The organism is Janthinobacterium sp. NKUCC08_JDC (assembly GCF_019345575.1).
GTDB classification, from domain to species: domain Bacteria; phylum Pseudomonadota; class Gammaproteobacteria; order Burkholderiales; family Burkholderiaceae_D; genus Janthinobacterium; species Janthinobacterium aestuarii.
Map to the genome: position 1 here is coordinate 91,122 of NZ_JAHKQW010000012.1, position 16,441 is coordinate 107,562.

The 16,441-nt window shown below is 65.2% G+C and carries 12 protein-coding genes; 5 read left to right on the forward strand and 7 right to left on the reverse strand.

Features of this window, described 5'->3' with window-relative positions:
- Positions 1-40: 40 nt before the first annotated feature.
- On the forward strand, positions 41-958 hold the full coding sequence (locus tag KO538_RS22825; RefSeq protein WP_219329735.1) for a sterol desaturase family protein: 918 nt from the start codon (positions 41-43) through the stop codon (positions 956-958).
- Here KO538_RS22825 and KO538_RS22830 read toward each other — a convergent pair.
- Complete coding sequence (locus KO538_RS22830) at positions 942-1,661, reverse strand: AraC family transcriptional regulator (RefSeq protein ID WP_072457084.1); 720 nt, start codon at positions 1,659-1,661, stop codon at positions 942-944. The genes KO538_RS22825 and KO538_RS22830 overlap by 17 nt on opposite strands.
- A gap of 220 nt (positions 1,662-1,881) precedes the next feature.
- Here KO538_RS22830 and KO538_RS22835 point away from each other — a divergent pair, with 220 nt between their 5' ends.
- Positions 1,882-4,920: a CHASE domain-containing protein gene (locus tag KO538_RS22835; RefSeq protein ID WP_257620515.1), complete on the forward strand. Its 3,039-nt coding sequence runs from the start codon at positions 1,882-1,884 to the stop codon at positions 4,918-4,920.
- On the opposite strand, the gene KO538_RS22840 is transcribed toward KO538_RS22835, so the two are convergent.
- Entirely contained in the window at positions 4,921-5,295 is a 375-nt protein-coding gene (locus KO538_RS22840; protein ID WP_051991406.1) for a hypothetical protein, read from the reverse strand.
- Positions 5,296-5,506: 211 nt separating this feature from the next.
- On the opposite strand from KO538_RS22840, the gene KO538_RS22845 reads away from it, so the two are divergent.
- Together KO538_RS22845 and KO538_RS22850 are read left to right on the forward strand one after the other, a co-directional pair.
- Positions 5,507-5,743, forward strand: a complete 237-nt coding sequence (locus KO538_RS22845) for a hypothetical protein (RefSeq protein WP_072457088.1) — start codon at positions 5,507-5,509, stop codon at positions 5,741-5,743.
- A 121-nt stretch (positions 5,744-5,864) separates the two neighbouring features.
- A complete protein-coding gene (locus KO538_RS22850; protein ID WP_034753470.1) occupies positions 5,865-6,374 on the forward strand; it encodes a hypothetical protein in 510 nt (169 codons plus the stop codon).
- A 165-nt stretch (positions 6,375-6,539) separates the two neighbouring features.
- Here the strand turns inward: KO538_RS22850 and KO538_RS22855 are convergent, their stop codons facing one another.
- From KO538_RS22855 to KO538_RS22875, 5 genes are all read right to left on the reverse strand, one after another.
- Positions 6,540-9,710 (reverse strand): efflux RND transporter permease subunit, encoded by a 3,171-nt coding sequence (locus KO538_RS22855; protein WP_219329736.1) that lies wholly within the window; start codon positions 9,708-9,710, stop codon positions 6,540-6,542.
- Positions 9,711-9,735: 25 nt separating this feature from the next.
- On the reverse strand, positions 9,736-10,941 hold the full coding sequence (locus KO538_RS22860) for an efflux RND transporter periplasmic adaptor subunit (protein WP_219329737.1): 1,206 nt from the start codon (positions 10,939-10,941) through the stop codon (positions 9,736-9,738).
- Between the two features lie 12 nt (positions 10,942-10,953).
- On the reverse strand, positions 10,954-12,186 hold the full coding sequence (locus KO538_RS22865; RefSeq protein ID WP_070305443.1) for a TolC family protein: 1,233 nt from the start codon (positions 12,184-12,186) through the stop codon (positions 10,954-10,956).
- A 91-nt stretch (positions 12,187-12,277) separates the two neighbouring features.
- Complete coding sequence (gene czcI / locus KO538_RS22870) at positions 12,278-12,652, reverse strand: cation efflux protein, CzcI family (protein WP_034753474.1); 375 nt, start codon at positions 12,650-12,652, stop codon at positions 12,278-12,280.
- A gap of 42 nt (positions 12,653-12,694) precedes the next feature.
- Positions 12,695-14,242, reverse strand: coding sequence for a C13 family peptidase (locus KO538_RS22875; RefSeq protein ID WP_219329738.1), 1,548 nt, complete (start codon positions 14,240-14,242; stop codon positions 12,695-12,697).
- A 185-nt stretch (positions 14,243-14,427) separates the two neighbouring features.
- On the opposite strand from KO538_RS22875, the gene KO538_RS22880 reads away from it, so the two are divergent.
- Positions 14,428-16,383, forward strand: a complete 1,956-nt coding sequence (locus KO538_RS22880; RefSeq protein ID WP_219329739.1) for a GAF domain-containing sensor histidine kinase — start codon at positions 14,428-14,430, stop codon at positions 16,381-16,383.
- Positions 16,384-16,441: the final 58 nt, after the last annotated feature.

A 16,441-nucleotide genomic window follows, 5' to 3' on the forward strand; every position in this document is an offset into this window, starting at 1 on the left:
ACCAGCCATGCTGTGGTTTTTGCCACAGGAGCGTCTTGCCATGAAATCCCTCTTTGCCGCGCTGTACGGCCCCGTGTTCTGGGCCGGCTTCATCGGCGGCGCCGCTTGCCTGATCGCGGTGTGCCACTATTCCCTGTGGGTCTTGCCGCCCTTGCTGCTGCTGGCCCTGTTCACTTCCTTTCTTGCCGAACGCTATCTGCCGTACGACGGCGCGTGGAACGACGGTCACGGCGACAGCTGGCGCGATACGCTGCACGCGCTCGTCAATGAAGCGCTGTACCTGCTGGGCCTGGCGGCTTTTCCCCTGCTGGCCGGGCATCTGGCGCTGGGGCCGTTCTGGCCGGGCCAGCTGCCGTTCTGGGCGCAGCTGCTGCTGGCGATCCTGATTGCCGACTGCGGCATCACGCTCGTGCACTACCTGAGCCACCGCTATTATTTTCTGTGGAAACTGCATGCCGTGCACCACAGCGTGCAGCGCATGTACGGTTTCAACGGCTGGATGAAACATCCGCTGCATCTGCTGCTCGAAGCGGCGGGTGGCATGCTGCCCTTGCTGCTGCTGGGCATACCGGAGAAGGTCATGGCCGTGCTGGCGTTTGCCGTGGCGATCCAGCTGTTGCTGCAGCACGCGAATGTCGACATGCGCATGGGGCCGCTGCGCCACGTGTTCGCCTGGGCGCCCTTGCACCGTTTTCACCACATGAAGTATGGCACGGCCGGCGACGTGAATTTCGGCCTGTTCTTTACGTGCTGGGACCGTCTGCTGGGCACGGCCTTCGACGCGCCCGGCTATCGCATGCGGGGCGAAGACCTGGGCATCGGCAGCCGTCCCGATTATCCCGTCGCTTATGGACCGCAGCTGCTGGAGCCGTTCCGCGCGGAAGAGGGCGTGCGCGCGCCGGAGTTGCCGGCCGGCTTGCGGCAGGCACTCAATCGTGCCGTCAATCGAGCAGCTTGACGTCGAGCTGGCGCAAGCTGCGGTCGGCGCGCACGCCGAACAGGCTGCGCATGGTGCGCGAAAAATGCGCGGCATCGGCAAAGCCGGCGCCGTGGGCCGCCTGCGTCAGGGTACTGCCGAGCAAGATGAAGCGGATGGCCAGGCGCAAGCGGCGCCACAGCACCAGGCGCCGCACAGGCAAGCCCAGCTGGGCGCTGAACAGGCGCTCCAGCTGGCTCAGCGACAAATGCGCGGCCTCGGCCACTTCCGCCGCGCTGACCTTGCCAGACAAGAGCGCATCGACCTTGTCCAGCGCCCGCAGCAGGCGGGGATCGGGCAAGCGCTCGCGCGGCTGCGCCTGCAGCGCGGCGGCCAGGCTGTCGAGACTGGGTACGCCGGCGCTGGCGGCCGCCGCCAGCAGGGCCGCGCCGCCCAGGCGCTGCGGTTCCGCATAGATGGTCAGCATGGGTGCCGGCGCGGCGATGATGGCGTGCGGGCGCAGGCTGTCGACCAGCAAGTGCCGCGCTGTGTGGATGATGCCGTCGAGCTCGGCCGTGAAGGGCGCTCCCGTGCTCAGCATCAGCTGGTGCGCATAATGGGCGTGGCTGTCCGTGGCGCCCGCTGCGCCATGCAAGATGGCAAAGTCCGGCGCCAGCCAGAGTGTTCCCTGCCAGCTATCTTGCTGCAAACGCGGCTCCTCGGTAATGGATTGCGGGGCGATCATACCAGTGTCGGGCGATGGTTTTCATGGCATCGAATTTTCCTGGAGTACACATCATTGCGTTCACGAAATATGTGCTCTTTTTAATACAATATTCAGCATTGCAAGGGCGCCCGCTGTAACGTACTATCATTCTCATCGACTACCGATGGTAGTTGTACAGCCCGCTGCCAGCCATGTTGCTGGCCGTGAAATGGTTTGATGTCCGTCCTGTCAGCCTGCCATGTCTACACGCGCGTCTTCGTCGTGGTTTGCCAAGCCAGTGTCGCACTGGGTGGGACCGCGTGCGTTGGCCGCGCTGGTGCTGGCGCTGTGTCTGGGGTTGACGTACGGCGCCTGGCGCAATGCCCATGATGCCAGCGAACAGCAGGTGCAGGCCGATTTCGATTTCCGCGTGCGCGAACTGGTGGGCAACATCGCCGGCCGCATGCAGACCTATATCCAGGTGCTGCACGGGGTGCAGGGACTGTATGCCAGTTCGCAGGAAGTCACGCGCCGCGAATTCCATGCCTATCTGTCGGTGCAGCAGGTGGACCGTCACTTTCCCGGAATCCACGGCATCGGCTTCCTGCCGCTGTTGCCCGGCGCCGGCCTGGCGCGGCACGAGGCCAGCGTGCGCGCGGAAGGCTATCCCGGCTATGCCGTGCGTCCGCACGGCCAGCGCGCCTGGCATGCGCCCATCACCTATCTGGAACCTTTAAGCGACAGCAACCTGCTGGCCTTCGGCTATGACCTCTGGTCCGAACCCGTGCGCCGCGCCGCGCTCGAGCAGGCGCGCGATACGGGGCGGGCCGCCATGACGGGCAAGATTCACCTGGTGCAAGATAGCGGCAGCGCCCAGGCGCATGGCTTCCTCGTCGTGCTGCCCGTGTATGACAATGGCATGCTGCATGCGAGCGTGGAACAGCGGCGCGCCGCCTTGCGCGCCTGGGTGTTTGCGCCGTTCCGCATGGGCGACCTGATGGCGGGCGTGGGCGGCGAGGCGGCGCGCCAGCTGGACCTGGAAATCTATGACGGCGCGCAACTGGCCGAGGCGACCCTGATGTACGACAGCTTGCCGGGCGGCTTTTCCTCTGCCGCGTCGGACAGCCTCGTGTCGCGGCAAGTCATCACCATCGCCGGCCGCCCCTGGACCTTGCGCGTGCGCGCCATGCCGGGCTTCGATGGCGAGCTGCTGGCGCGGCCCCGTCTGGTGGCCTGGACCGGTTTGCTGGCCAGCATCGTGCTGGCGCTGGCGGCCTGGCTGCTGGCGGCGGGCCGTGCCCGCGCCCAGGCGGCGCTGGCGCGCTCGAGCGAGCTGACCGGCCAGCTGGAGCAGGGGCAGGCGAGCGTGCTGGCGATGGCTGAGGCGGCGCAGCGCAGCCAGGCCATGCTGCGCAGCATCCTCGATTCGACCATCGACGGCATTCTGGTCGACAATATCAACGGCCGCATCTTCACGTCGAACCGGCGTTTCCGCGACCTGTGGCAAGTGCCCGACGCGCTCGACTGGCAAGCCGATGGCACGGCGCTCGTGCGCCATGTGGAAAGCCAGCTCGAGCAGGCGGCGCCTTTCCTCGGAGCACGCGCCCACGCGCCGCACGGCCACCGCGAGCGGCGCGACGTGCTGCACCTGCGCGATGGACGGGTGGTCGAACAATACGTGCGCAGCATGCAGTTGGGCAATGAGCAGGCGCGTTTGTGGACCTTCCGCGATATCAGCGAGCGCAGCCAGATGGAACGGCGCGAGCATACGCGGCGGCAAGTGCTGGAAATGCTGGCCACGGGCGCGCCGCTGGAACGGGTGCTGGAAAGCGTGGTGCTGAGCGTGCAAGCCGACCATCCCGCCATGCTGTGCAGCATCTTGCTGCTCGACGAAAGCCGCCACCGCCTGGTGCTGGGTGCGGCGCCGAGCTTGCCCGCGTTTTTCAACCTGTCCAGCCATGGCCACGACCTCGACACCCTGCAGGGCGTGCACGGCATCGCCGCGCAAGCCGTGCGCGACGGCCAGCGCGTGATCGTCGGCGATCTGCATGCCGCTGCGCAGGAAACGATGGAACTGGCGTGCCGTGCCCAGCTGCAATCATGCTGGGCCGAGCCCGTGCGTGGCGGCTCGGGCAAGCTGCTCGGTGTGCTGATGGCGTATCACCGCCAGCCGACCTTGCCGGGCGCGGCGCATCTGGCGCGGCTGAGCGAGGCGGCCCACCTGGCCGGCATGGCCATTGAACAGGCGCAGGTGGCGCTGGCCCTGCGCGCGGGCGAAGCGCGTTTCCGCAGCCTGTACGACCATGCGCCCGTGGCCTTGTGGGAACAGGACTGGTCTGCCGTGCGCGCCGCGCTCGATGCGCTCGAGCAAGCGGGTGTGCGCGACCTGGGCGCCCACTTCCAGGCCAATCCGGACGCGCTGCGGCGGCTGGCGGGGCTGGTGCGCATCATCGATGCGAACGGCGCCGCGCTGGCGCAGGTGCGCGCCAACGAGGACGACCAGCGCCGCGGCGCCTTGAGCCTGGCGCAGAATTTCGACGACAGTGCATTGCCCCGTTTCGGCGATGCGCTGCTGGCGCTGGCTGGCGGCGCCCACCTGTACGAGTGCGAGAGCAGCTTCGTGCTTCTCGATGGCGCGGCGCGGCAAAATGAATTGAGCTTGCTGGTGATGCCTGGCCATGCGGACAGCCTCGATTTCGTCATGGTGTCTTCGCTCGACATCACCGAGCGCAAGCGCATGAACGCGGAACTGCTGCAGCTGGCCACTACGGATTTCCTGACCGGCTTGCCGAACCGGCGCCACTTCATGGCGTCGCTGGAAAACGAGCATGCCCGCTTGCAGCGCGAGCTGGCCAGCTGCGCCAGCGTGCTGATGCTCGACATCGATCACTTCAAGCGCGTCAACGACGAGTATGGCCATGCCGTGGGCGACGCCGTGCTGCGCCACCTGGGCGCGCTGATGTGCCAGGCGCTGCGCAAGGTCGACGTGCCGGGCCGCGTGGGCGGCGAGGAATTTGCCATCTTGTTGCCGGGCACGGATCTGAGCGCCGCCGCCGTGTTTGCCGAACGGCTGCGCCGGCGCGTGGCGGAAAGTTCGCTGACCATCGATGGCGGCACGGTGATCACCATCACGGTGAGCATCGGCATGGCTGCCATGGCCGGTACCGATGCCGATTGCGACGCCGTGCTGGCGCGCGCCGACGAGGCGCTGTACCGGGCCAAGCGGGGCGGGCGCAACCGCATCGAACAGAACGATGGCGGCGGCGACGGCGTGCTCAGCAAATTCATGGCGCAGTGATTACAGGCTGTGCTGACGCGCTTGCGTCTGCTTGCGGTTGCGGCTGACGATCAGCCAGACGATGGCGACGGGTATCAGCAGCGGCAGCAGCACGGGCGTGCTCAGCGCGAGCGCCAGCACGACGCACAGGGCCACGGCGGCGATCAGCACTACGCTCACGCCGGCCAGCACCACGCCCGCCACGATGGCGGCGCACACCACCGCAATGGCGGCGATCAGCAAGCCGCCGCCGGCAAACACGAGGCCGAACAGCCACTCGAGCGGACCGTCGACATCGTCGCCGTTGAACTGCATGTGCATGTCGCTGCCGCCGACCTTGTCGAGGAACAGGCAGGCGAGCATGACGATGAGGACGAAGGTGAGCAGTTTTTTCATGGTAAGCCTCGCAGTGTGGGTGATCGGGTATTGCATGGTCACACTGTAGGGGCGCGCCCGGTTTGCCGCCAGCGGCGTGCGACAGGCCGTCATTTTCACGGTATGGAAGGCGCTGGAGGCCAGAAAACGCTGATCTGGAACAAGATTTCTTTTCTTGTAATGTACGCAAGCCGTCCTATACTGAATACCTCACTCTCGCAAGGAGGGCAACATGCTTTTGTTTGCAGATACCGGGGATCAATCGCTATCCCCCCCTGACCATCGAATCACGCGCCAGCGTAGCGCCACGCAGTCCTGCGCCGAGCCCGTCGGTGCGCCATCGGCGATACCGCCGATCATCATCAATCCCTTTAATTACCATGCGCCGCTGCCGGCCATCGACCCGCGCTGGGTGCCGCCGGGCCCGCCGCTGACCTGGCCCAACCGGCCTGCCATGTCCATGTGCTGACAGTCGCGTGGGAAGATGCCGGACGGAAGTGTTGAACGTTCACCCGTGCCGCCGGGAACGCGGCACGGGCGGGCGTTTTCGACTATCATGCTAGCCCCGACCTTCCATCACGAGCACCGCCATGAGTACCGATTTCCCCGACTTTTCCGACGAAGCAGCCGAGCAGGACAATGATGCCCCGATCCAGGAGCCGCGCCTGTGGGTGGGCAATGGCTGGACGGCGAGGGTGATCAAGAACGAGGAAGATGAAGGCTGGGCCGTGGCCATGATCAAGGATGGCGAACCGGAGCCGGCGCTGGTGGGCCCGTGGACCATGGGCCGCGACAAGAAAAACCCGAAGCCGCTCGACGTCAACGCCTTCAATACCCTGGTCAAGACGGCGTCGGAAGTGCTGCGCCGCCACGAGCAGCAGCTGCATGCGCAATTGCACAAGAACCTGTTCGTCGCCACGGACGAGGGGCAAGTCAAGGTGATGTTCGACATCGTCCCCGACGAAGACCACCCGTACGCGGAACTGAGCGCCTACGACGCCGACGGCGAACAGATCGCCAAGGTGCGCACCTCGGCCGCGTTCAAGTTCAATGCGACGTCCGCCGCGAACTGGATCGAGGGCGGCTACCGCCGTCCGTAATCCAACGCCACCACCGGCGTCAACAATGTGTCGGATTACGCGCTTGCGCGCTAATCCGACCTACCTCTTGCGGCATACGCCAGCCGGTACAGCCGCGGCAGGCGTAGGTCGGATTAGGCCTGAAAGGCCGTAATCCGACGCCACCAGCGCCAACCATGTGTCGGATTACGCGTGCCCTTCGGCCACGCTAATCCGACCTACCTCCTCTTCTTTCCTGCGATACGCGAGCCGGTACAGCAGCGGCAGCACCAGCAAGGTCAAGGCCGTCGACGACAGGATGCCGCCGATCACCACGGTGGCCAGCGGACGCTGCACTTCGGCGCCCGTGCCCGTGGCAATCGCCATCGGCACGAAACCCAGCGACGCCACCAGCGCCGTCATCAAGACGGGCCGCAAGCGCGTGATCGCCCCTTCCCGTATGGCATCCTGCAAGGGCATGCCCTGTTCGCGCAGCTGGCGAATGTAGGCGATCATCACGAGGCCGTTCAGCACGGCCACGCCGGACAGGGCGATGAAGCCGACCGCGGCCGAGATCGACATGGGGATGTCGCGCAGCCACAGGGCGACGATGCCGCCTGTCAAGGCGAACGGGATGCCGCTGAACACCAGCAAACCATCTTTCACGTTGCCGAACATGGCGAACAGCAAGACGAAGACGAGGGCCAGCGCCACGGGCACCACCAGCTCCAGGCGTTTCGTGGCCGATTGCAGCTGCTCGAACTGGCCGCCCCAGCTAGTCCAGTAACCGGCCGGGATGGCCACTTGCGCTTGCAGCTGCTGCGTGGCGTCGGCGACAAACGAGCCGATATCGCGTCCGCGCACATTCGCGCTGATGACGATGCGGCGCTTGCCGTCTTCGCGGCTGATCTGGTTCGGTCCCGGCGCCACTTGCAGGCTGGCCACTTCACCGAGCGGAATGAAGCGGGCACGGCCTTCCGCCGCCGCGCCCAGGGGCAGGGCGATGGGCAAGCGTTTCAGTTGCTCGAGGTCGCTGCGCAGGCTGTCGGGCAGGCGTACGACGATGTCGAAGCGGCGGTCGCCCTGGAACAGGGTGCCGGCCTCTTGCCCGCCGATGGCCGTGGCAATCGCCGCTTGCACGTCGGCAATGTTGAGGCCGTAGCGGGCCGTCTGCTCGCGGTCGATCTGCACCGTCAGCATCGGTAACCCCGTCGTCTGCTCGACCTTCACTTCCGTCGCACCGGGAATCTTGCCCAGCACGCCGGCGATCTTCGCGGCCGTCCCGTCGAGGACAAGCATGTCGTCGCCGAACAGTTTCACGGCCACGTCGCTGCGCACGCCGGAAATCAGCTCATTGAAGCGCAGCTGGATCGGCTGCGAAAACTCGTAGTTATTGCCCGGTAAACTGGTGGCCGTCGCTTCGATTTCCGCCAGCAACTGCTCGCGCGGTTTCTTCGGTTCCGGCCACTGGTCGCGGGGCTTGAGCATGATGTAGCCATCGGAAATATTCGGCGGCATGGGGTCGGACGCGATCTCGGCCGTCCCCGTGCGGGCGAACACGCGCGCGATTTCCTTGTGGTTTGCCATGAGCTTGCTTTCCAGCTGCTGCTGCATGGCCAGCGATTGCGTCAAGCTGGTGCCGGGGATGCGCAGGGCCTGGATGGCGATATCGCCCTCGTTCAGGCTGGGCACGAATTCGCTGCCCATGCGCGTGGCCAGCAAGCCTGACAGCACGACGGCCACGGCCGCGCCCGTCAGCACGACGGGCGTGTTGCGCATCACCTTGTCCAGCAGCGGCGCATACCAGCGCTTGGCGGCGCGCATGATGGCGTTTTCCTTTTCCGCCACCTTGTCGCCGATGAACAGCGCCACGGCGGCCGGAATGAAGGTGATCGACAACAGCATGGCGCCCAGCAGGGCGATGACTACCGTCAGCGCCATCGGCGTAAACATGCGGCCTTCCACGCCCGTCAGCGCGAAGATGGGCAGGTACACGACCATGATGATCAGCTGGCCGTACAGCAAGGGGCGGCGCGCCTCTTGCGATGCGGCAAACACTTCCTGAAAACGTTCCTGCAAGGTGAGCGGCCGGCCCAGTTTCTGCTGCGCGTGGGCCAGGCGGCGCACGCAGTTTTCCACGATCACGACGGCGCCATCGATGATGATGCCGAAGTCCAGCGCGCCCAGGCTCATCAGATTGGCGCTCACATGGTATTGCACCATGCCCGTAAACGTGAACAGCATGGCCAGCGGAATCACCATGGCCGTGATGATGGCCGCGCGGATATTGCCGAGGAAAAGGAACAGGATGGCGATCACCAACACCGCGCCTTCGAGCAGGTTTTTCTTCACCGTATTGATGGCCTTGTCGACGAGCACCGTGCGGTCATACACGGTGACGGCGTGCACGCCTTTGGGCAGGCTGCGGTTGATCTCCACCATCTTCTTGTCGACGCCTTGCGAGACGGCGCGGCTGTTCTGCCCGATCAGCATGAAGACGGTGCCGAGCACCACTTCGCGGCCGTTTTCCGTGGCCGCGCCCGTGCGCAGCTCGCGCCCCAGCACCACGTCGGCCACGTCGCGGATGCGGATCGCCACGCCTTGCACATTGGCGACGACGATGTTGCCGATGTCGCTTTTGGATGCCACCTGGCCCGGCGCGCGTATCAGCAGCTGCTCGCCCTGTTTTTCGATATACCCGGCGCCCACGTTGCTGTTGTTGCGCTCGAGCGCCGTCACCACGTCTTGCAGGCTGATGCCGTAGGCGGCCAGTTTTTCAGGGTAGGGCGCCACCTGGTATTGCTTGGCGTAGCCGCCGATGGCATTGATTTCCGTCACGCCCGTGACGTTGCGCAACTGCGGCTTGATGATCCAGTCCTGGATTTCGCGCAAGTCCGTCGGCGTGTACGGCGTGCCGTCCGGCTTTTTCGCGCCGTCCTGCGTTTCCACCGTCCACAGGTAGATTTCGCCGAGGCCCGTGGAGACGGGGCCCATCTTGGGCGTGATGCCGGACGGCAGGCTTTCCCTGGCTTCCTGCAAGCGCTCGTTGATCATCTGGCGCGCGAAATAAATGTCCGTGCCATCCTTGAAGATCACGGTCACTTGCGACAGGCCGTAGCGTGACAGCGAGCGCGTCTGTTCCAGATTCGGCAAGCCGGCCATGGCCGTTTCGATGGGGAAGGTGACGCGCTGCTCGGTTTCTAGCGGTGAATAGCCGGCGGACTGGGTATTGATTTGCACCTGCACATTGGTGATGTCGGGCACGGCGTCGATGGGCAGCTTTTGATAGCTGTAGATGCCCAGGCCAGCCATGGCGGCGACGGCCAGCATCACCAGCCAGCGCTGGTCGATGGCGAAGCGGATCAAGCGTTCAAACATGATGGTTTCCTTTAGTTTGACGTGATCAGTGTTCGTGGCCGGCGGAATCTTTGCCCAGCTCGGACTTCAGGACAAAACTGCCTTGCGCCGCGTACGGCGTGCCGGTGGCCAGGCCCTGCTTGATGTGTGTCAATGTGCCATCGCTGCGGCCCGGCACCACGGGCGTGGCCTGGTAGCCATCTTTCACCTGCACGAAGACGACGGGCTTGTCTTCCACCGTCTGGATGGCCGTGCTGTGTACGGTGACGGGCGCGTCCGCTTCGCCGGACACCACTTCCACCGTGACGAACAGACCCGGGCGCCAGGCCATGTCGGGGTTTTGCAAGCTGATGCGTGCCTTGGCCGTGCGCGTTTGCTCGCCCAGCAGCGCGCCCACGTAGGTGATCGTGCCTTGCGCGCTGGCGTCAAACGCGGACGCTTTCACTTCCGCCTTGCCTCCCATGCGCACGGTGGCCAAGTCTTTCGCCGGCACGGCGATTTCCGCCCACACGGTCGACAGGTCGGAAATGACGAAGATGTTCGCGTCTTCCTTGACGGCCTCGCCCAGGGTGATATGTTTTTCCAGCACCATGCCGTCGAACGGCGCGCGGATCTCATAGCGGTTCAGCGGACCTTTGCTGGTACTCGTGGCGCCCAGGGCGCTGAGCTTTTGCTGCGCGTTCTGCACGGCGATTTCCGCTTCGCGCCACGCCTGCTGCGCCTGCAGATAATCCTGTTCGGCTGAAATTTTCTCACGCCACAGTTTTTCTTCGCGCTCATACGTGGAGCGGGCCAGCGACAAGCGCCGCTGCGCCGACAGCAGCGCGCTGCGCTGTTCCGACAATTCCGTGCTGGCGATGACGGCCAGCACTTGTCCCTTCTTGACAAGCTGGCCCAGGTCCGCCTGCACCGTTTCGACCACGCCGGCCAGGCGCGGCACGACGTGGGCCGTGCGGTCTTCATTGAACCGGATTTCACCGGGCAGGGCGACCGTCGTCTTGATGCGGCCGGGCGCGGCCGTGGCGATGACGACGCCGGCGGCCTTGCTTTGCGCCGCCGTCAATTCCAGCTTGCCTTCCACTTCTTCGTGGCCGTGTTCGTCTTTCTTTTCAGCATGTGCTTCCGCCTTGACGGCAAGGGCCGGCGGGGCGCTGGATTTCCCCGTGCCGAGGATGAGGATGGCCAGCACGACGCCGGCGGCCGCGATGGAAGCCATGGCGACCGCCTGTTTTTTGTTGAGTGTGATGTTCATGGATGGTGTTCCTTACAGGGGAGCTGGTGTACCCAGCAGGCGTTCGATGTCGGCGGCGGCGTGTTGCGCTTCCGTCAGCGCGCGCAGGTATTGGTTTTTGGCTTGCAGCAAGGTGCGCTGGGCATCGAGCACGTCGAGGAAGGCGAACTTGCCGAACTCGAAACCTTTGCTGGCCGCGTCGTAGGCGCTTTGGGCGCCGGGCAAGATGTCCTGGCGCAAGCTTTCCACGTCGAGCCGGGCCGTGGCCAGGCGTTCGGTGGCGGCGGCCACGTCCGTTTGCACGGCGATGCGGGCGGCGGCCAGCTCGTCGCTGGCCTTGTCGCTGCGGCGCAGGGCGTCGAGCTTGTTGCCCGCATTGCGGTCGAACAGTGGCAGCGGCAGGGCCAGGCCGATGATGGCCTGGTTGCGGCCCAGCTCTTCCGAGCGCTTCATGCCGATGCTGACCGTGACGTCGGGCGTGGCGCGCCGCTGTTCCACGTCGAGCATGGCTTGCCGCTGGGCCAGCGCGCTTTGCGCCTGGCGCACAGCCGGGGCTTGCTCCAGGCGCGCCGCCAGTTCGCTGGCCGGTGGCAGTTCGGGCAAGGTTTCCAGCCGTCCCTCGGCGACGCTGAAGCGCGGCGTGGCGTTGCCCCACAGGGCGGCCAGGCGCTTGCGGGCGCTGGCCAGGGTGCTGCGGGCCAGGTTCAGCTCCAGCCGCACGCTCGCTTCGGCGACCCTGGCGCGCGTTTCCTCGACGGGCGAGGCCTTGCCGGCCGTTACCCTGCGCGCCGTGATGTCGCTGGCGCGCGCGGCCAGGGCCTGTGCGCTGTCGGCCAGGCGCAAGCCTTCCTGCGCGGCCAGCACGTCGACAAAGGCACTCGTGACGGCGGCGCGCGTGTCGGCTTGCTGCATTGACAGGCCCGCTTGCGCCAGGTCTGCGCCGCGCTGGGCAACGGCGGCGCGCGCCCCGCGTTTGCCGCCCAGTTCGATGAGCTGGTTCAGTTGCACCGTGGTGCTGCGCGTGGCGCGCCGCGTGTCTTCCAGCACGGTTTGCAGTTCCGGATTGGGCAGGGCGCGTGCCTGCTGCAGGGCGCCGCCCTGCGCCGCCAGTTCGTGGCGGGCGGCGGACAGGGTGGCGTTGCCGCCCTTGGCCAGAGCCAGCGCGGCGGGCAGGGTCAGGGGGCCGGCAGGCTCCTGTGGAGCTTGTGCATGGGCAAAGTTGCCGGCCAGCAGGCCAGCGGATAGCAAGAAAATGAATCGGTACATCGAATTCTCCAAAAGCATGGAAAAGAATTCGACGGGACGCGCAGGCCTGCGCCTGACTTACTGCGATAAGTGATTGAAACGTCCCGTCGGCCTAGATGGCCGACGACCAGTCAGGGCGCTTGGGAGCGTCCGGGATGTGGGAAGCGTAAAAGAAGGGGGAGGTGTCCGCGTTGACGGACGCCGTGTCGCCGATGGGCAGGCTGGAGCCGGCTGGCAGCCACGCGTGGCCAATGCCATGGCAGACGTTGCAGTCGCTGTGCGGCTGGCCTTTTTTCTGCTGGTCCGCCACTTTTTTGTCGCCGGCGGGCTGCTTGTCCGCATCTGCCTCGGCCTTGTGCTGGTGGCTGTGGTGACCCAGGTGCTGCGCCGCCTTGCCTTCCTCATGCAGGCAATACGCGCTCGCCGCGGCCCAGGACATCTGGAGCGGAAGCACGAACAGCAGAAAAATGAGGAAGAATCGGCGCATGGTGACGGCTATTGTACAGAAAGAAAGAAGGCCGTGCCCATGTCAGCGCGGCTGGGTGCGCCACGCCTTCAGCTGCGCGGCGATGGCCTTGCCCTGGAACAGCTGCGGCTCGGAATGCTCTTCCGCTTCCATGCCGCCTTCGTTAAAGTCGGCCGCTTCGCGCGCCTGCACCAGCACTTTGGCCTTGTCGAAGGCTTCCGCAAAGCCGGCGCTCTTTGGCAAGGCTTCCTTGAAATACGCTTCGCTGAAATACGTGAAATCGTTCTGGTCGTCACAGCCGAACGAGGTGCGGTCGCTGCGCGCGGCCGTGATGATGAGGGTGTTGTCATCTTTTAATGGCGCAATGAATCCGCCCGCATAGCAGGCCGAGATCACGATGACTTTCCAGCGGATGCCGCTGTGCTTGAGCATGGACGCCAGCTCCTGCGCGGGCAGGCTGTGCAAGTCCATGCCGTTTTGCGCCAGCGCCAGTTCGTGCTCGGGCGAGCCGTGGCTGGTGAGGAACAGGAACAGGATGTCGTTCTGCTTGTCCATCTTGGCGCCCAGCGCGTCGAGGCTGGCGGCGATGCTGGTGCGCGTGGCCATCGGCTGCTGGGCCACCGTGTTGCGGCTGTTGACCAGCATCAAGGAGCGGCCCACGGTACCATAATCGCGGTCGAACTGGCGCTGCACGAAGGCCGTTTCGCGGTGGAACACTTCCTGCGCGCCATCGCCGGCCACGCCCAGCAAATACAGATTGATCTTTTTCGCCGTGTCGCGCGGTGCGATGCGGGCCAGGGCGCCGTCGAGCAGGCTGCGCTGGTTGTACAGGGCCAGCTCGATATTGTCACGCGTGAGCTTGTCCAGGGCCGGGTCGTCCAGCTGGCCTTCCGTCCAGTTGCCGCCGTCTTCGCGCCGGCCGTCCGCTTGCGCCACGGCGTAGCGCAGCACGCCCTTGCCGTCGAACTGGCCATTCTTGAAGCCGCCCCGGTATTCGTCGCCGTCGGCCGTGCGCAGTACGCCTTCACCTTCGAATTTCCAGTCTTTCAGCTCGCCTTCGTAGTGGATGCCGTCGCTGGTGGTGACCTTGGCCTTGCCCTGCACCTGGCCCTGGACGAAGTCGCCTTCGAAGACGGTGCCGTCCGTGTCGGTCAGTTTGCCGGCGCCGTGCGGGCGCCAGTGCTTGAAGTGGCCTTCGAAGGTGGCGCCGTCGGCGCCCTGGAAGCGGCCTTGTCCCTCGAAGCTGCCCTTGACGAAGTTGCCCGCATAAATCTCGCCCTTGGGCGAGGTGTAGCGGCCGATGCCATCGAAGGCGCCCTGGCGGAAGGCGCCCGTGTATTCGACGCCCGACGCCTGGCGCAGCTTGCCCTGGCCTGAAAACACGCCGCGCGCGAAGCCCCCTTCGTAAAACGCACCGCTCGCGTATTCGAGCCGGCCCTGGCCATGCATCTTGCCCGCGACGAGGGGGCCGAAATAGCGTCCGCCATCGGCCGTTTCCGCCGCCGGCGCCTTGGCTGGCGCGGCGCACAGCGGCGGCATGCCCAGCGCGGCAAAGGCCAGCAGGCCGGCGAGGGTGTAGGGACGAAGCGAGGCGCGTAGCGTGGCGGTCATGAGGACAGTCTGGTCTGTAGGAAGGGGCCTAGTCTGCCACTGTATTGCCAGCGTGGCAAATGTGCGCGTGGCGTGTGTTGCTCTGCCTCAAGGCAAGATTCTCCGTTTTATGCCGTGCCAAGGCCGGGCTGAACTGATAATATTGATTTTCAGAACATATACTTGCACAAGGTACATAGTCACCCATGGAAAGCCGCCTCAGCCGTCTGGAAGCCGTTCAAACCGTGTTGCTGGAGATCGGGCAGCGCTCGAGCACCTGCAGCGATATCAGCGAATTCCTGCAGGCGGTGCATGCGGCGCTGGGACGCATCATGTATGCGGCGAACTTTTACGTGGCGCTCAGCGACCATGACGACGGTCTCGTGCGCTTTCCCTATTTTGTCGATGAATTCGACACCGCGCCCGACCCGGACGAGGGCGTGCGCCTGGCCAGCGCCGCGCAGTCGCCCACGGCATGGGTCATCGTCAACCGCAAGCAGCTGGTGATGACGGCCGACGACGACGCCATGCGCGCCATCGGCGGCGGCGCCTGGGGCGGCGGCACGGCGGCCGAGCACTGGATCGGCTGTCCGCTGCTGGACCAGCAGCACCAGGTGCTGGGCGCCATCGTCATCCAGAGCTATGACGCGCAGCACCGCTTCAGCCTGGAAGACCAGGCCCTGTTCGCGCTGATCGCCACCCACGTGTCGAGCGCCCTGCAAGGCATGCAAAGTATGGACCGGCTGGAAAAGGCGGTGCAGGAGCGCACGGCCCTGCTGGCGCACGAGGTGGCCGAGCGGCGCCGCGCGGAAAACCTCCAGCATGCGCTGTATGAAATCGCCAACCTGTCGGCGCAGGCGGCCGACGCGACGACCCTGTATGCGCGCCTGCACGCCATCATCAGCGAACTGGTGACGGCAAAGAATTTCCTGATCGCCCTGTACCACCCGGACAACAAGGACATCACGATCCCGTATTTCGTCGACGAGAAGGATGCGCAGGCGCCCGTGAAACGCTTTCATTACGGCATCGGCATGAGTTCGTACGTGCTGGCGCGGCGCAAGGCTTGCCTGCTCGATGCCAGCAGCTATGCGGCGCTGGTGGCCAGCGGCGAGATGGATGAACCGCTGGGCAATGTCGGTATCGCCAGCTGGATGGGCGCGCCCATGCTGCTGGGCGAGCGCAAATATGGCGTGATCATCGTGCAAAGCTATGACGAATCCGTCGTGTATGGCCAGGCGGAACTGGACGTGCTGGCTTTCATGGCCAGCCACGTGGCCGTGGCGATGGCCCGCATCCAGGCCGACAGCGCCATGCGCCAGGCCAAGGAAGCGCTGGAAGAGCAGAACGCGGCCCTGAACAGCGCCCTGAGCGCCTTGCAGGAAGCGCAGTCGGAACTGGTGCGCCAGGAAAAGCTGGCGTCGCTGGGGCGCCTGGTGGCGGGCGTGGCGCATGAAATCAATACGCCGCTGGGCATCTGCGTGACGGCCACCAGCCACCTGGTGCAGGAATTGAAACTGACGCGCGAAGACCTGGAAGGCGGCCAGCTCGACGAAGACGGCTTGCGGCAATTCTTCGACATCATCGACCAGACCCTGCGCATCATGACGACGAACACGCAGCGGGCCGCGGCCTTGGTGCGCAGCTTCAAGCAGGTGGCCGTGGACCAGTCGTCGGACGAATTGCGCAGCTTTAACTTGCGCAAATACCTCGATGAAGTCCTGCTGTCCTTGCAGCCCAAGCTGAAAGGCAAGCCGGTCAAAGTGGAGATCGACTGCGCGCCCGAGGTGCAGCTGCGCAGCTATCCGGGCGCCGTCTCGCAGATCGTCACGAACATGGTGGTCAATTCACTGGTGCACGGCTTTGCCGAAGGCGAGCCGGGCAAGATCAAGCTGTCCGCCAGGACGGCGGGCGACATGCTGGAACTTGACTACAGCGACGATGGCATGGGCATGGACAGCGCCACCCTGGCACAGCTGTTCGACCCCTTTTTCACGACGAAGCGGGGCTCGGGCGGCAGCGGACTCGGCGCGCATATCCTGTACAACCTGGTGACGGGACCGCTGGGAGGGACGGTGAAGGTGGTTAGTGCGCCGGGGATGGGATTGCATTACAAGATACGCTTCCCTCTCGGTTTCAATGATGTGTCCTTGAAAACCTGAAAACGGCGGGCCGGAGACGCGGGCCTGAGAAAATACCGATGGCGGCGTTGCAGCTCCT

Bases quoted from the DNA above. Each gene is read 5' to 3' on its own strand.
- KO538_RS22825 (WP_219329735.1), top strand. From the start codon at position 41: ATGAAATCCCTCTTTGCCGCGCTGTACGGCCCCGTGTTCTGGGCCGGC.
- KO538_RS22830 (WP_072457084.1), bottom strand. From the start codon at position 1,661: ATGATCGCCCCGCAATCCATTACCGAGGAGCCGCGTTTGCAGCAAGAT.
- KO538_RS22835 (WP_257620515.1), top strand. From the start codon at position 1,882: ATGTCTACACGCGCGTCTTCGTCGTGGTTTGCCAAGCCAGTGTCGCAC.
- KO538_RS22840 (WP_051991406.1), bottom strand. From the start codon at position 5,295: ATGAAAAAACTGCTCACCTTCGTCCTCATCGTCATGCTCGCCTGCCTG.
- KO538_RS22845 (WP_072457088.1), top strand. From the start codon at position 5,507: ATGCTTTTGTTTGCAGATACCGGGGATCAATCGCTATCCCCCCCTGAC.
- KO538_RS22850 (WP_034753470.1), top strand. From the start codon at position 5,865: ATGAGTACCGATTTCCCCGACTTTTCCGACGAAGCAGCCGAGCAGGAC.
- KO538_RS22855 (WP_219329736.1), bottom strand. From the start codon at position 9,710: ATGTTTGAACGCTTGATCCGCTTCGCCATCGACCAGCGCTGGCTGGTG.
- KO538_RS22860 (WP_219329737.1), bottom strand. From the start codon at position 10,941: ATGAACATCACACTCAACAAAAAACAGGCGGTCGCCATGGCTTCCATC.
- KO538_RS22865 (WP_070305443.1), bottom strand. From the start codon at position 12,186: ATGTACCGATTCATTTTCTTGCTATCCGCTGGCCTGCTGGCCGGCAAC.
- czcI (WP_034753474.1), bottom strand. From the start codon at position 12,652: ATGCGCCGATTCTTCCTCATTTTTCTGCTGTTCGTGCTTCCGCTCCAG.
- KO538_RS22875 (WP_219329738.1), bottom strand. From the start codon at position 14,242: ATGACCGCCACGCTACGCGCCTCGCTTCGTCCCTACACCCTCGCCGGC.
- KO538_RS22880 (WP_219329739.1), top strand. From the start codon at position 14,428: ATGGAAAGCCGCCTCAGCCGTCTGGAAGCCGTTCAAACCGTGTTGCTG.